General features: G+C 72.3%; 13 protein-coding genes. 8 read left to right on the top strand and 5 right to left on the bottom strand.

All coding sequences use genetic code 11. From position 1 onward, the window contains the following. Positions 1 to 39: 39 nt before the first annotated feature. Entirely contained in the window at positions 40 to 1,389 is a 1,350-nt protein-coding gene (locus tag ACIG36_RS18395) for a hypothetical protein (protein ID WP_399928507.1), read from the bottom strand. A gap of 55 nt (positions 1,390 to 1,444) precedes the next feature. Between ACIG36_RS18395 and ACIG36_RS18390 the strand changes: the two genes are divergently transcribed. The 4 genes from ACIG36_RS18390 (at position 1,445) to glmM (ending at position 5,834) form a co-directional block, all read left to right on the top strand. Further along, positions 1,445 to 3,073, top strand: a complete 1,629-nt coding sequence (locus ACIG36_RS18390; RefSeq protein WP_399928504.1) for an ABC-F family ATP-binding cassette domain-containing protein — start codon at positions 1,445 to 1,447, stop codon at positions 3,071 to 3,073. Positions 3,074 to 3,342: 269 nt separating this feature from the next. Continuing rightward, complete coding sequence (rplM, locus tag ACIG36_RS18385; RefSeq protein WP_399928501.1) at positions 3,343 to 3,789, top strand: 50S ribosomal protein L13; 447 nt, start codon at positions 3,343 to 3,345, stop codon at positions 3,787 to 3,789. Positions 3,790 to 3,828: 39 nt separating this feature from the next. Continuing rightward, positions 3,829 to 4,332 (top strand): 30S ribosomal protein S9, encoded by a 504-nt coding sequence (gene rpsI / locus ACIG36_RS18380; protein ID WP_399928499.1) that lies wholly within the window; start codon positions 3,829 to 3,831, stop codon positions 4,330 to 4,332. A 143-nt stretch (positions 4,333 to 4,475) separates the two neighbouring features. Beyond that, the gene (glmM, locus tag ACIG36_RS18375) at positions 4,476 to 5,834 is read left to right on the top strand and encodes a phosphoglucosamine mutase (protein ID WP_399928496.1); all 1,359 of its coding nucleotides are present in this window, start codon (positions 4,476 to 4,478) and stop codon (positions 5,832 to 5,834) included. A 99-nt stretch (positions 5,835 to 5,933) separates the two neighbouring features. Here glmM and coaA read toward each other — a convergent pair whose 3' ends face one another. Next, entirely contained in the window at positions 5,934 to 6,914 is a 981-nt protein-coding gene (coaA, locus tag ACIG36_RS18370; RefSeq protein WP_399928493.1) for a type I pantothenate kinase, read from the bottom strand. Positions 6,915 to 7,093: 179 nt separating this feature from the next. On the opposite strand from coaA, the gene ACIG36_RS18365 reads away from it, so the two are divergent. The 3 genes from ACIG36_RS18365 (at position 7,094) to ACIG36_RS18355 (ending at position 9,750) form a co-directional block, all read left to right on the top strand. After that, a complete protein-coding gene (locus tag ACIG36_RS18365; RefSeq protein ID WP_399928490.1) occupies positions 7,094 to 7,402 on the top strand; it encodes a hypothetical protein in 309 nt (102 codons plus the stop codon). A 129-nt stretch (positions 7,403 to 7,531) separates the two neighbouring features. Next, positions 7,532 to 9,385: a glutamine--fructose-6-phosphate transaminase (isomerizing) gene (glmS, locus tag ACIG36_RS18360; RefSeq protein ID WP_399928488.1), complete on the top strand. Its 1,854-nt coding sequence runs from the start codon at positions 7,532 to 7,534 to the stop codon at positions 9,383 to 9,385. After that, entirely contained in the window at positions 9,382 to 9,750 is a 369-nt protein-coding gene (locus ACIG36_RS18355) for a holo-ACP synthase (RefSeq protein ID WP_399928485.1), read from the top strand. Before glmS ends, ACIG36_RS18355 begins: the two co-directional genes overlap by 4 nt. Positions 9,751 to 9,812: 62 nt before the next feature. On the opposite strand, the gene ACIG36_RS18350 is transcribed toward ACIG36_RS18355, so the two are convergent. Both ACIG36_RS18350 and ACIG36_RS18345 read right to left on the bottom strand, forming a co-directional pair. After that, positions 9,813 to 10,493: a response regulator gene (locus ACIG36_RS18350; RefSeq protein WP_399928482.1), complete on the bottom strand. Its 681-nt coding sequence runs from the start codon at positions 10,491 to 10,493 to the stop codon at positions 9,813 to 9,815. Positions 10,494 to 10,530: 37 nt separating this feature from the next. Further along, positions 10,531 to 11,703, bottom strand: a complete 1,173-nt coding sequence (locus ACIG36_RS18345; RefSeq protein ID WP_399928479.1) for a sensor histidine kinase — start codon at positions 11,701 to 11,703, stop codon at positions 10,531 to 10,533. Between the two features lie 158 nt (positions 11,704 to 11,861). Here ACIG36_RS18345 and ACIG36_RS18340 point away from each other — a divergent pair, with 158 nt between their 5' ends. Then, entirely contained in the window at positions 11,862 to 12,170 is a 309-nt protein-coding gene (locus ACIG36_RS18340) for a hypothetical protein (protein ID WP_399928476.1), read from the top strand. A 15-nt stretch (positions 12,171 to 12,185) separates the two neighbouring features. On the opposite strand, the gene ACIG36_RS18335 is transcribed toward ACIG36_RS18340, so the two are convergent. Continuing rightward, positions 12,186 to 14,705: an NACHT domain-containing protein gene (locus ACIG36_RS18335; RefSeq protein WP_399928473.1), complete on the bottom strand. Its 2,520-nt coding sequence runs from the start codon at positions 14,703 to 14,705 to the stop codon at positions 12,186 to 12,188. Positions 14,706 to 14,729: the final 24 nt, after the last annotated feature.

The following is a 14,729-nucleotide window of genomic DNA, read 5'->3' as shown; positions in this document are numbered from 1 at the left end:
CCGGCCGTCCCGGTGGTGTGGCGGGCCGGTCCTTGCGGGCTAGTCCTTGGAGTCCTTGGAGTCCTTGGTCGACGCGGACGCGGAGGGCTTCGCCGAGGGCTTGGCGGATTCCTTGGCCGACTCCTTGGCGGAGGGCTTGGCCGACGGCTTGCCCGACGCGGTCGCCTGGGCGTTGGCGCGGGCCATGATGCGGCGGAAGGTGTAGCCCGCCACGTCGCGGCCTGCCTGCAGCGCCTTGGTGTCGTCGGAGGGCACCGCGTCGCCGTTGGTGTAGCCGGCGACGGTGAAGTAGGCGTAGCGGCCCTCGGCGTTCGCCGTCAGCCGGCAGGCGGTGTTACGGCAGAAGGAGGGGGCGTCGCCGCCGGTGAGGGCCTCGATGTTGCCGGTGGACTTGGCCTTGGCCTTGTCGGCGGCCGCCTTGTTGTCGAAGACGGCGACGCCGACGGTGACCGCGACCCCGTCCCGTACATAGGTGGCGCGCAGCACCTTGCGGCAGCCGTTGTCCTTGAGGACCTGGCCGAGGCCGTTCTGGGCGGCGGAGTCGCAGTCGGTGGTGGTGGCGGTGTCGACGCGCTTGTAGGTGCGCTTGTCGAGGTTGGGCCGCGAGTGCGGGAAGAGCGTCTTGGTGGTGAGCGGCGCCTTGTCCTTGTCCGCGCTCGCGATGAACTCGCGGGGGTTGGGCGGCGCGACCGGCGAGAACGTCGGCTCGGCGGTCGCCGAGGCGCCGGGGGACTTGGCTTCGGCGGGCTTGTCCTTGCCGCCCTTGTCCGTCATCACCACGGCCGTGGCCACGATCGCGGCGACCGCGCCGGCGGCCAGGGCGCCGCCGCCCACCATCAGCAGCTTGCGGCGGCGGCCGCGGGCGGCGGTGGTGTCGGCGAGCTGATTCCAGTCGGGGGTGGGGCCGGTGGCGGGGACGTCGAGGGGGCCGGCGGGCGGGCCGGCGGACGGTCCGCCGAGGGGGCCGCCGACGGGGCCGGCGGCCGGTCCGCCGGTCGGTCCGCTCGGTATCCCGGGCTGGAGGGCCGGTATCTGCTCGGTCCGCGGGTGGGCGGGCGGCTGCTGTGCCTGCGGCTGCGCCGGTGGGTGCGGCTGCTGCGGCTGCTGCGGCGCGGGGTGGGCCGGGGCCTGGGGCTGTGCCTGCGCCCAGCCCGACCGGGGGTCGAGGGGTGCCCCGGGGCCGGCGGCGGGCGCGGCCGGAAGCTGCGGTGCCTGGGGCGCATGCGGCGGCTGGGGCCCTTGAGGCCCCTGGGGCGCAGGTGACTGCGGGGCCTGCGGGGCCTGCTGCGCCGGTGTCGAAGGGGCCGGCGGCGGGGGCGGGCCCCACGGCGGCGTGATCGGCTCGGAATCCCCCGAGGGCTCGTGCGGCCCTCCCTGCCCAAAACTCATGGCGTGCATCGTAAACCGGTTGGTCGGCGGCCAGGGAGCGGCGAGAATTCACCGCATGGGACACCTGGAAGCGGCACATCTGGAGTACTACCTTCCCGACGGGAGGGCGCTCCTGGGCGATGTCTCGTTCCGGGTGGGGGAGGGGGCCTCGGTGGCCCTCGTCGGGGCCAACGGCGCGGGCAAGACCACGCTGCTGAGGCTGATCTCCGGCGAGCTCCAGCCGCACGGCGGCTCGGTCTCGGTCACGGGCGGGCTCGGGGTGATGCCGCAGTTCGTGGGGTCTGTGCGGGACGACCGTACGGTCCGTGACCTGCTGGTGTCCGTCGCCCAGCCGCGCATCCGCGAGGCCGCGCGGGCGGTCGACGCCGCCGAACTCGCGATCATGGAGCAGGACGACGAGGCCGCGCAGATGAGCTACGCGCAGGCCCTCGCCGACTGGGCCGAGGCACGTGGCTACGAGGCCGAGACCGTGTGGGACATGTGCACCATGGCCGCGCTCGGCGTCCCGTACGAGAAGGCCCAGTGGCGCCAGGTGCGCACCCTCTCCGGCGGTGAGCAGAAGCGCCTGGTGCTGGAGTCGCTGCTGCGCGGCACGGACGAGGTGCTGCTGCTGGACGAGCCGGACAACTACCTCGACGTCCCCGGCAAGCGCTGGCTGGAGGAGAAGCTGCGCGAGACGAAGAAGACCGTCCTCTTCGTCTCCCACGACCGCGAGCTCCTGGCCCGTTCCGCCGAGAAGATCATCAGCGTCGAGCCGGGCCCGGCGGGCAGTGACGTCTGGGTGCACGGTGGCGGCTTCGACACCTACCACGAGGCCCGCAAGGAGCGCTTCGCCCGTTTCGAGGAGCTGCGCAGGCGCTGGGACGAGAAGCACGCCCAGCTGAAGAAGCTGGTGATCACCCTCCGGCAGGCGGCGGCGGTCAGCCACGAGATGGCCTCCCGCTACGCCGCGGCCCAGACCCGGCTGCGCAAGTTCGAGGAGGCGGGCCCGCCGCCCGAGCCGCCGCGCGAGCAGGACATCCGCATGCGCCTGCGCGGCGGGCGCACGGGCGTGCGGGCCGTGACGTGCGCGGGGCTGGAGCTGACGGGCCTGATGAAGCCGTTCGACCTGGAGGTCTTCTACGGCGAGCGGGTGGCGGTCCTGGGGTCGAACGGCTCGGGCAAGTCGCACTTCCTGCGGCTGCTCGCCGGGGACACCGAGAATCCGGTGGCGCACACGGGCCAGTGGAAGCTGGGCGCGAGGGTCGTCCCCGGGCATTTCGCCCAGACGCATGCGCATCCGGAGCTCCTGGGGCGCACCCTGGTCGACATTCTCTGGACGGAGCACGCGCGTGATCGCGGCGGTGCGATGTCGGCCCTGCGCCGCTACGAGCTCGAGCGGCAGGGCGACCAGCCCTTCGAGAAGCTCTCCGGCGGCCAGCAGGCGCGCTTCCAGATCCTGCTGCTGGAGCTGGCGGGCGCCACCGCCCTGCTGCTGGACGAGCCCACCGACAACCTCGACCTGGAGAGCGCCGAGGCCCTGCAGGAGGGTCTCGAGGCCTACGAGGGGACCGTCCTCGCCGTCACGCATGATCGCTGGTTCGCGCGGTCCTTCGACCGGTTCGTCGTCTTCGGTGCGGACGGGACGGTGCGGGAGGTGCCGGAGCCGGTGTGGGACGAGGCCCGGGTGGCCCGTAAGCGGTAGCCGGTGGTGACCGGTGCGACCATGTTTTGACCCCGCCGGTGGGCGACGGGTACTCTACGAGTTCGTTATGCGTATTGGCTTGGTCGTTCTCACGCGAGGGGCCCTTACGCTTGTCCACTGGACGGATCGCCAGTGGTCGGCACTCGGGTTGCGTCCCCGATGTGCGGCCATCGCTGCGTGATCGGTCCTGGTGGACCGTGTCAGGACCCGTCCCCTCGGCCCTAGCGGGCCCGGGGAGACCCCATTACGAAGAAGCGAAGGCTACGACCGTGCGTACGTTCAGCCCCAAGCCCGGCGATGTCCAGCGCCAGTGGCACATCATCGACGCGCAGGACGTCGTCCTGGGCCGTCTGGCCTCGACGGCCGCCTCCCTGCTGCGCGGCAAGCACAAGACCGTGTACGCCCCGCACATGGACATGGGTGACTTCGTCGTCATCATCAACGCCGACAAGGTGCACCTGTCCGGTAACAAGAAGACCCAGAAGATGGCCTACCGCCACTCTGGCTTCCCGGGTGGTCTGCGCTCCGTCCGTTACGACGAGCTGCTCGACAAGAACCCCGAGAAGGCCGTCGAGAAGGCGATCAAGGGCATGCTGCCCAAGAACTCCCTCGGCCGTCAGATGCTCTCGAAGCTGAAGGTCTACTCGGGCGACCAGCACCCGCACGCCGCCCAGCAGCCTGTTCCGTTCGAGATCACCCAGGTCAAGCAGGGCTAAGTCCCGGCCACCGCCGAACCAGAAAGTCTGAGGAGAATCGTGGCTGAGACCACCGCCGAGATGCCGGTCGAGGGCGTCGAGGAGTACACCACCGAGACCGAGGTCGTTGAGTCGGAGTACACCTCCGAGTCCCTCGCGTCCCGCTTCGGCGACCCGCAGCCGGCCGCCGGCCTGGGCCGTCGCAAGAACGCCATTGCCCGCGTCCGGATCGTTCCGGGCTCCGGCAAGTGGAAGATCAACGGTCGCACCCTTGAGGACTACTTCCCCAACAAGGTGCACCAGCAGGAAGTCAACGAGCCCTTCAAGGTGCTCGAGCTCGACGACCGCTACGACGTCATCGCCCGCATCGCGGGTGGCGGCGTCTCCGGCCAGGCCGGCGCCCTGCGCCTCGGTGTGGCCCGCGCGCTCAACGAGGCGGACGTGGACAACAACCGCGGCCCGCTGAAGAAGGCCGGCTTCCTCAAGCGCGACGACCGTGCGGTCGAGCGCAAGAAGGCCGGTCTGAAGAAGGCCCGCAAGGCTCCGCAGTACAGCAAGCGCTAAATCTCCGCGCTTTGCTGCACTGCCCGAACGCCCCGGCGGCACGATCCGTGCCCGCCGGGGCGTTCGGCCATTAACGGTCAGGACTTGGTACGTATGTTCGGGGCCTCGGCGCGTGGCCCCGCCCGTTTTTTCGGAGGACACCAGTGGGACGACTCTTCGGTACGGATGGTGTGCGCGGTGTCGCCAACGCCGATCTGACGGCGGAGCTCGCGCTCGGCCTGTCGGTCGCGGCGGCGCACGTGCTCGCCGAGGCGGGCACGTTCGAGGGCCATCGCCCGGTGGCGGTGGTCGGACGTGATCCGCGCGCGTCCGGGGAGTTCCTGGAGGCCGCCGTGGTGGCCGGCCTGGCCAGCGCCGGCGTCGACGTCCTGCGCGTGGGCGTGCTGCCCACGCCGGCCGTCGCCTACCTGACGGGCGTGCTCGGCGCCGACCTCGGCGTGATGCTCTCCGCCAGCCACAACGCCATGCCCGACAACGGCATCAAGTTCTTCGCCCGCGGCGGCCACAAGCTCGCCGACGAGCTCGAGGACCGCATCGAGCGCACCTACCGCGCCCACGCCTCCGGCGAGCCCTGGGACCGTCCCACCGGCGCCGGCGTCGGCCGCGTCAAGGACTACGACCAGGGCTTCGACAACTACGTCGCCCACCTGATCGGCGTCCTGCCCAACCGCCTCGACGGCCTCAAGGTCGTCATCGACGGCGCCCACGGCGCGGCCTCCCGCGTCTCGCCCGAGGCCTTCTCGCGCGCCGGCGCCGAGGTCGTCACCATCGGCACCGAGCCCGACGGCCTCAACATCAACCACGAGTGCGGCTCCACCCACCTGGACAAGCTGCGCGCCGCCGTCGTCGAGCACGGCGCCGACATGGGCGTCGCCCACGACGGCGACGCCGATCGCTGCCTGGCCGTGGACGCCAAGGGCAACGAGATCGACGGCGACCAGATCCTCGCCGTCCTGGCGCTCGCCATGCGCGAGGCGGACTCGCTGCGCAAGAACACCGTCGTCGCGACGGTCATGTCCAACCTGGGCTTCAAGCTGGCCATGGAGCGCGAGGGCGTCCAGCTCGTCCAGACGGCGGTCGGTGACCGCTACGTCCTGGAGGAGATGAAGTCGAACGGCTTCGCCCTGGGCGGCGAGCAGTCCGGCCACGTCATCGTCCTGGACCACGCCACGACCGGCGACGGCACCCTGACCGGCCTGATGCTGGCCGCGCGCGTCGCCGCCACCGGCCGCTCGCTGGCTGACCTGGCCGCCGTCATGGAGCGCCTGCCGCAGGTGCTGATCAACGTCCGCGACGTCGACAAGTCCCGCGTGGGCTCCTCCGAGGAGCTCGCCACCGCCGTCAACGCCGCCGAGCAGGAGCTGGGCTCCACCGGCCGGGTGCTGCTGCGCTCGTCCGGCACCGAGCCGCTCGTCCGGGTGATGGTCGAGGCCGCCGACATCGAGCAGGCCCGCGCGGTCGCCCAGCGGCTGGCGGACGTCGTGAAGTCGGCGCTGGGCTAGGCCCGGCCCCTGGCGTCGAACGTACGCGCTGCCCCGCCCGGACGTGGTTCCGGGCGGGGCAGCGTTGTTGGTGCCGGCGCCGGCGCCGGCGCGTCGGCGTCAGAGCTTGCGCAGGGAGAGGCGCTGGACCTTGTGGTCCGGGCCCTTGCGCAGGATCAGGTTCGAGCGGCCCCGGGTCGGCGCCACGTTCTCCAGCAGATTCGGCTTGTTGATGGTGCGCCAGTTCCGGCGCGCGTAGTCCATTGCCTCCTCCTCGGAGACCCGCGTGTAGCGCTGGAAGTAGGAGTCCGGGTTCTGGAACGCCGTGGCGCGCAGCTTCTTGAACCGCTCGTAGTACCACCGCTCGATGTCCTCGGCGCGGGCGTCGACGTAGACGCTGAAGTCGAAGAAGTCGGCGAGCGAGACGCGCGTACGGCCGTCCTGCCCCGGCTGGGCGGGCTGCAGGACGTTGAGGCCCTCGATGATCAGGATGTCCGGGCGGTGCACGGTCAGCCGCTCGCCGGGGACGATGTCGTAGATGAGGTGCGAGTAGACGGGCGCGGAGACCTCGTCCTTGCCGGCCTTCACATCCGCGACGAACCGGGTGAGGGCACGGCGGTCGTAGGACTCGGGGAAACCTTTCCGCGACATCAGGCCGCGGGCCTGCAGCTCCGCGTTGGGCAGCAGGAACCCGTCCGTGGTGACCAGCTCCACGCGCGGGTGCTCGGGCCAGCGGGCCAGCAGCGCCCGCAGCAGGCGGGCCGTGGTCGACTTGCCCACCGCGACGCTGCCGGCGACGCCTATGACGAACGGGGTGCCGCGCTGGGCCCCCTTCTCGCCCAGGAAGGTGTTGAGCGCGCCGCGCAGGCTGCCGGTGGCGCCCACGTAGAGGTTGAGCAGGCGCGAGAGCGGCAGGTAGATGTCGCGGACCTCGTCCAGGTCGATGACGTCGCCGAGCCCGCGCAGCCGCTCCACCTCCCCGGCGGTCAGCGGCAGCGGCGTGTTCTCCCGCAGGGCGCTCCATTCGGCGCGCGTCAGGTCCACGAAGGGCGAGGAGTCTGCGCGGCGTCGTTGCGGCGGCTGCTCGGTGGTGGTCGGCACGGCCCCATTGTGCGCGGGCGGGGCGGGCGGATCACGTCGGGGTGTGCGTTTGCGCAGTGACGCGAGGGAATCGCGGGGTACCGGTGGGTGAAGTTTCTCCCGGGGGTCTGTACTTACTTGCCGGTCAGGAATAACGTCCGGGCTCCTGTCCGCACGCACCACGCGAGGGGCGTCGCTCCGTGTTCGTTTTCCTGCTTCTGCTCCGCCGTGTCCGCCGCGTCGGCAAGGGCGTACGGCGCCTGGTACGCCGCGGGGCGCCGCGGGCGTACGCCGGTGCCGGCGCGGGGGTGGGCGCCGGGGCCGCCCTCGGTTCCTTCGCCGACCGGGTGCACGGCGACCTGGCCGCCGAGCTGCCCGACGAGGACCTGGGCCAGGACCTCGACGACTGCCTCGACCGCTACGTTCTCGGCAGCAAACCGCGCTGCGAGGAGGTCGAGTACCTGGAGCTGGTGCAGGAGGCCATCGACCGGATCGAGCGCGGTCGTTGACCGGAGCGGGCTCTGCCGGTTGACCGGAAGGGGCCCGGTCGGTTGACCGGAGCGGGCTCTGCCGGTTGACCGGATCGGGCCCGGTCGTTGGGCCGCGGGCGCCGACCCCCGGGCCGTACGCTGCACACCATGTGCGGAATCGTTGGCTATGTGGGAGGGCAGTGCGCCCTCGATGTCGTATTGGCGGGGCTGCGGCGGCTGGAGTACCGCGGCTATGACTCGGCCGGGGTGGCGGTCCTGGCCGACGGCGGGCTGGCCTCGGCGAAGAAGGCGGGCAAGCTGGCGAACCTGGAGAAGGAGCTGAGCGACCGCCCGCTGCCGTCCGGGCCGACCGGAATCGGCCACACCCGCTGGGCGACGCACGGCGGCCCCACGGACGCCAACGCCCACCCGCACCTGGACAATCCGGGCCGGGTCGCGGTCGTCCACAACGGCATCATCGAGAACTTCGCCGAGCTGCGCGCCGAGCTGGCCGGGCGGGGGCACGCGCTGGAGTCGGAGACCGACACCGAGGTCGTCGCGCACCTGCTGTCCGAGTCCTTCTCCTCGTGCGGCGACCTCGCCGAGTCCATGCGGCAGGTCTGCCGCCGCCTGGAGGGCGCGTTCACCCTCGTGGCGGTGCACGCGGACGAGCCGGACGTGGTGGTCGGGGCGCGGCGCAACTCTCCGCTCGTCGTCGGTGTTGGAGATGGTGAGAACTTCCTCGCGTCGGACGTCGCCGCCTTCATCGCCCACACGCGGGAAGCGATCGAGCTGGGCCAGGACCAGGTCGTCGAGCTGCGGCGCGATGGCGTGACCGTCACGGACTTCGACGGCGCGCCCGCGGACGACGACGTACGGACGTACCACGTGGACTGGGACGCCTCGGCGGCCGAGAAGGGGGGATATGACTACTTCATGCTGAAGGAGATCGCCGAGCAGCCGAAGGCCGTGGCCGACACGCTGCTGGGCCGGATCGACGCGGCGGGTTCGCTGACGCTGGACGAGGTCCGCATCCCCGACTCGGTGCTGCGGGAGGTCGACAAGGTCGTCATCGTGGCCTGCGGCACGGCCTACCACGCGGGCCTGATCGCCAAGTACGCCATCGAGCACTGGACCCGCATCCCGTGCGAGACGGAGCTGGCGAGCGAGTTCCGCTACCGCGACCCGATCCTGGACCAGCGGACGCTGGTGATCGCCATCAGCCAGTCGGGCGAGACCATGGACACCCTGATGGCGCTGCGCCACGCGCGCGAGCAGGGCGCGAAGGTGCTGGCCATCTGCAATACGAACGGCTCGACGATCCCGCGCGAGTCGGACGCGGTGCTCTACACGCACGCCGGGCCCGAGGTCGCGGTCGCCTCCACCAAGGCGTTCCTGACCCAGCTGGTGGCCTGCTACCTGGTCGCGCTGTACCTGGGCCAGGTGCGGGGCACCAAGTGGGGCGACGAGGTGTTCAGCGTGGTCCGCGAGCTGTCGGAGATCGGCACGCAGGTCGAGGAAGTGCTGGAGACGATGGAGCCGGTGCGCGAGCTGGCCCGTTCCCTCGCCGACAAGAACACGGTGCTGTTCCTCGGCCGCCACGTCGGCTACCCGGTGGCCCTCGAGGGCGCGCTCAAGCTCAAGGAGCTCGCCTATATGCACGCGGAGGGCTTCGCGGCCGGTGAGCTCAAGCACGGGCCGATCGCGCTGATCGAGCGGGACGTGCCGGTGGTCGTGGTCGTCCCCTCGCCGCGGGGGCGGTCCGTTCTCCACGACAAGATCGTCTCCAATATCCAGGAGATCCGGGCGCGGGGCGCCCGCACCATCGTGATCGCGGAGCGGGGTGACGAGGCCGTACGCCCGTACGCGGATCACCTGGTGGAGATCCCGGCGACGCCTGTGCTGCTGCAGCCACTGGTCGCCACCGTGCCGCTGCAGGTCTTCGCGTGCGAGCTGGCGACGGCCCGCGGCAACGAGGTCGACCAGCCGCGCAACCTGGCCAAGTCGGTGACGGTCGAATGATCGTGGGAGTGGGCATCGACGTCGCCGAGGTCGACCGGTTCGACGCGGCGCTGCAGCGCACGCCGGGCATGGCCGACCGGTTGTTCGTGGAGCGGGAGCTCTACCTGCCCGACGGCAGGCGGCGCGGCATCGCCTCGCTGGCGGCACGCTTCGCGGCCAAGGAGGCCCTGGCGAAGGCCCTGGGGGCGCCGGCGGGGCTGCTCTGGACGGACGCGGAGGTCACCACCGAGGACAGCGGGCAGCCGCGGCTGGTGGTCACCGGGACGGTGGCCGCGCGGGCGGAGGCGCTGGGGGTGACCTCGTGGCACGTCTCGCTGAGCCATGACGCGGGGGTGGCGTCGGCGGTGGTGATCGCGGAGAGATGACGGGGGGCGGGGAGTCCGGTCGGCCGGACTCCCCGGCGTGGCTCAGACCTCCCCGGCGTGGCTCAGACCTCCCCGGCGTCGTGGACGAGCAGGGCGATCTGGACCCGGTTGTTGAGGTCCAGCTTGGTGAGGATGCGCGAGACGTGCGTCTTGACCGTGGGCACGGACATGTACAGCTCCGCCGCGATCTCCGCGTTCGACTTGCCACGCCCCACCGCCGTGGCGACCTCGCGCTCCCGTTCGCCCAGCACGGCCAGCCGCGCACGGGCGGCGGCCGCCCGTGTGTCCTGGCCGCTCCCGCCCGACACCTGGGCGATGAGCTGCTGGGTCACGGCCGGCGACAGTACGGGCTCGCCGGCCGCGACCTTGCGCACGGCGGCGACGATGTCGCGCGGCGGGGTGTCCTTCAGGACGAACCCGGCGGCGCCCGCGCGCAGGGCGCGCAGCACGTGTTCGTCGGTGTTGAACGTGGTCAGCACGATGACCTCGGGCGGCCGGGGGAGCCGGCGCAGCGCCTCGGTGGCGGCCAGGCCGTCGACGCCCGGCATCCGGATATCCATCAGGACGACGGCGGGGGAGTGGGCCGCGACCAGGCCCTGCACCTCGGCGCCGTCGGCGGCCTCCGCGACCACCTCGAGGTCCGGTGCGCCGCCGAGCATCAGACGCAGGCCGGCCCGTACGAGGGGGTCGTCGTCGACGAGGAGCACGCGGATGGGGGCGGACGGCGCGTCGGGCGTGTTCAAGGGCGGGGCCTCGCAGTCTGGTGGCTCGTCGTCGGGCTCAGCGTCCCATCGGCCGGGATCGGCGTCCGGTCGGCGGCCAGGGTAGCCAGGCCGCCAGGCGGAAGTCCGCCCCGACCCGGCCGTGCTCCAGCCGCCCCCCGGCGAGCGCGGCCCGCTCCCCGAGCCCGATGAGCCCCTGTCCGGCGCCGGGAATGGACTCGCCGGTGGTCCCTTCGGTCAGTGCGTTGCGCACCTCGACGCGGAGCCCGTCGCCGGGACCGCCGGAGACGGTGACGTTCACCTGGGCGCCCGGGGCGTGCTTGCGGGCGTTGGTGAGGCCTTCCTGGACGATGCGGTACGCGGTGCGGCCCAGGGCGGCGGGGGCCTCGGCGCCGGCGGCGGGCTCGTAGGCGTAGTCGATCCGGGCCCCGGCCTCCCGCGCCTCCTCGATCAGCCGGGCGACGTCGTCCAGCGTCGGCTGCGGCCGGCTGTCGCCCACGGGGGCACGCAGAACGCCGATGACCTCGCGCAGGTCCTGCAGCGCCTGGTGCGCGCTGTCGCGGATGACTCCGGCCGCCCGCTCGATCTCGGCCGGCGGGGCCGCCGGATTGAACTCCAGCGCTCCCGCGTGCACGCTCAGCAGCGACAGGCGGTGTGCGAGCACGTCGTGCATCTCGCGGGCGATCTCCTCGCGCGCCTGCCGTGCGGCTTCCGTCGCGCGCAGTGCCGCCTCCGCCTCGGCCAGGTCGGCCCGCTGCCGCAGTGAGTCGATCAACTGCTGCCGGGAGCGGCGGAACAGCCCCCAGCCGATGGCCGCGGCGATCAGCGCGAAGTAGGTGACCGCGGAGCCGACCCGGTCCTCGGACATCTCCGGCAGTTCGGAGAGGAACCACGGCAGCGGAGCGAACGCGAGCGCGGCGACCCACGCGGTGCTGCGCCACGGCCGGCCGGCGGCCACGGTGAACACGGCGACGAGGGCGGGCCCCGTCAGATAGTGCGCCACGGTCCCGGCCACCAGCAGCACGACGGCCAGCTGCACCGGCCACCGCCGCCGCAGGAACACGGCCGCACACCCGAGGCCGCCCGCGACCTGGTCGGCGACCCGCCAGCCCTGGCTCAGGTCCTCCGAGACGGGAATGGACCGGGAGCTGATCGCGGCGAAGCAGGCCGCGAAGACGAAGAGCCCGATGTCGACGGCCCAGTCGCGGCGGGTTCGGTGAATACGGCGCACGATGAACGAATCTACGTTCCGGTGAGGCGGGCCCGGAGGCGCGGAGGGGCGGGTCGATACTTTCGGATGAGTGAGGGTGCGGGGGTCGAGACTTTGGTCGGGGCGACGGGTGCCGACGGCCGATGCCGGGCCCGGCCGGCGGCTCCTACGTTCAGGGCATGAAGAATTCCGACTCCGACTCCGACTCCGGCTCCTCCCCTTCTCCTTCCTCTTCCGAGAACGGGTCTTCCGAGAACGGGCTGAAGGGCCTCAAGAGCCTGCTGGGCTTCGTCAGCTTCATGCTGATCGCCGGAGGCATCAGCTGCCTGCTGCACGAATGGCTCGGCTGGTTCCGTCTCTTCGGCTTCCTGCGCTTCCTGGCCCCGGACGGCTACGAGGTCTACAGCTACGTGGTGATGGTGGTCCTGGGCATCGCGGTGGGCGCGGCGAGCGAGTCCCTGACGCGCGGGGAGCGGCGGCGGTCGTAGGACCGGGCGCGGCCTTCACGGGGGTGGGGCCGCGCCCCCTGCCGCCTCCCCCCTGAGCCAGACCTCGGGGCGGCCGCCGAGTCTGGTGAGGGCGGTGCGGTGGGCGTCGCTCTTGACCACGAAGGCCAGGCCGTCGTCGTACGAGAGTCTGCCGATCACCGCGTCGGCGTAGTGCTCGGTGTCGAAGCGGTCCCATGCCCAGGCCAGCTGGGCGCGGACCTGGCGCGAGGGGTGTGTGGCGTAGGCGGACAGCAGGGGGATCGCCCGGTCGTCGGCGACGGTCGTGGCGGTGACGACGACCGCGTGGGCCACCTCGTCGGTCAGGCCCTCCGGGCCCGGGAGCAGGTCCAGGACGATCTCTCCGGCCTCGGCCAGGGCCTTGGCGGATTCCGTGTCGCGCGGCGGCACCAGCTCGGCCGCCGCCTGCTCGACCCGGGTGCGGACCGCCGGATCGACCTCCGTCGCCTGCTCCAGACAGGCGGCCGCCAGCAGATGGAGGCGGTGGCGGTTGCCGCCCTCCCGCTCGCCGCGCTCCAGCAGCTTGCGCAGCAGCTCCGCCCGCGCCCGCGGGGGCGCGTGGCCGACCGCCATGCGCAGGACGTCCTCCCACTGGTCGTCGTGGGCGTGGTTGACGAGCAGGTCGAAGTCCCAGTCGTCGACGGCGGCCTGGGCGCCCAGGTAGTCCTGGAACGTGCGGTGGATGAAGGACAGCGTCTCGCTCGTGGGTTGGCGCAGCAGCCCGCTGCGCACCACGAGGTGTCGCAGTATGTCCTCCGCGCCGCCCTTCGCCGCCACGGCCGGCATCGCGGGCAGCGCCCGCTCGAGGATCTCCACGGCCTTGTGCCACTCGATCTCGGCGCGGCCGTTCCTGATCAGCCAGTAGGCGATCTTCTGGAGCAACGCCACCTGCGCCTGCTCCAGCTCCGGCCCCTCCAGGCCGACGACGATCTCGCGCTCGCGGTCGCGCCGGATCAGCAGCAGCTCCAGCGCGGCCCGGTACAACTCCATGCGGCCGTGGGGCAGATAGCCGCGGCGCGAGCGGTTGAGGGCGCAGATCATCGCGCACATCAGGGGATTGGTGGCCAGCCGTCCCAGGTCGCGCTTGGCGACGACCGCGGCCGACAGCGCGGCGGCGAAGGCGCGCACCCGCTCGTCGTTCTTCTGCCCGGCCGCGTCGTGCCAGCGGTCGATGAAGGCCAGGACGTCGCCGCGGCTCATCGGCAGCAGCTCCAGCTCCGTGAAGCCCGCGTCCGCCAGCCAGCCCTCGCGCACGGCGGACGGCCGGGTGGTGATGACGTACCGCGCCTCGGGATAGGCGGCCAGCAGGTCCTTGACCCAGGCCAGGGTGCGCCGGCGGTCGGCCTCGGGCACCTCGTCCACGCCGTCGATCAGCAGCAGCGCCGTGCCCTCGGTCAGCCGGCGGGTCACCCAGCCCTGCGCGGCGGGCAGCCCGGACAGCGGGCCGGCGGCGGCCGCGAGGAATTCCTCCGGCTGCGGGAGCTCGCCCCGGCGGATCAGCGTCCGCAGCGGCAGGGTCAGCGGCATACAGCCGCTGAGATGCCCCAGCCCCGGCGGCAGATCACCCCGGGCGGTGATCGTCGCGAGCCACTGCAGCAGCGTGGTCTTCCCCGATCCGGCGGCGCCCCGCAGCAGCACCCGGCGCTGCCCGCTCAGCGCCTCCTCCGCCCGCTGGGGCGAGGAGACGGCGTCCTCCCGGGAGGCGCCGGTCAGCTCGAGGCTGAGATACGCCGCGTCGAGCGGCCACGTCTCGCCCTCGCCGTCCGAGAGCGTCAGCCCGATGATGGTCAGCTCGCTCGCCTTATCGACCACGTAGTCGCGTAACCGCCGCTCGAAGGCCTCGACTTCGAGCTGCCGCGGTGAGGCGAGCGAACGCGACTCCGGCTTGTGCCCCGCCAGCAGGCACTCCTGCAGGAAGCGGAAGTCCTGCCACAGCGTCTCGGACGGCGTGACGGTCAGCCGCCCGTGCCCCCAGCCGCTCGGATCCGCGCACACCACACCGGCCAGCAGCCCGTCCACGAACACGCCGGCCCCGGACATCCCCGCCCACGGCGAGCCTCCGTCGCCGGGCCGCTCCGGCGCGCCGAACTCGCTGTCCAGCACATGCCGTCCGCTCAGCAGATTGCTGCCCGGCTTCAGCGTGCCGACGATCTGCTCGGTGTCGAGCTCATGGTCCGCGTCGCGCTGGACCTGCGGAAAGCCGATCGCCTGCGCCCCCGGCCAGGCCCGCAGGTCGTAGGACCGCCCCCAGACCAGCGGCTCGAACGCCTCCGCGACCTCGTCCGGCACCAGGTTCCGCTCGGCCACCAGCAGGGCCACGTCGCACCGCCGGTTGTCGTCCCGCGCCCACCCGACGCGGCAGCGCACCCGGCCGACCCCGCCCGGCACGATCACCCGCGGCGCATCACAGCCCCGCACGACATGAGCCGCCGTCAACACCACATTCGGCGCCAGGAGATACCCGCTCCCCTGACTCCTTCCGAAAACCGCCGCGATGCGTTCCTTCGCCGGGTGCACAGCTCTCCCCCTTCGCCTCCCAAG

This window comes from Streptomyces sp. NPDC053048, from assembly GCF_044547045.1.
Taxonomy (GTDB): domain Bacteria; phylum Actinomycetota; class Actinomycetes; order Streptomycetales; family Streptomycetaceae; genus Streptomyces.
Note: the sequence above shows the minus strand (reverse complement) of the source record. Positions and strands in the feature narration are given on the sequence as shown.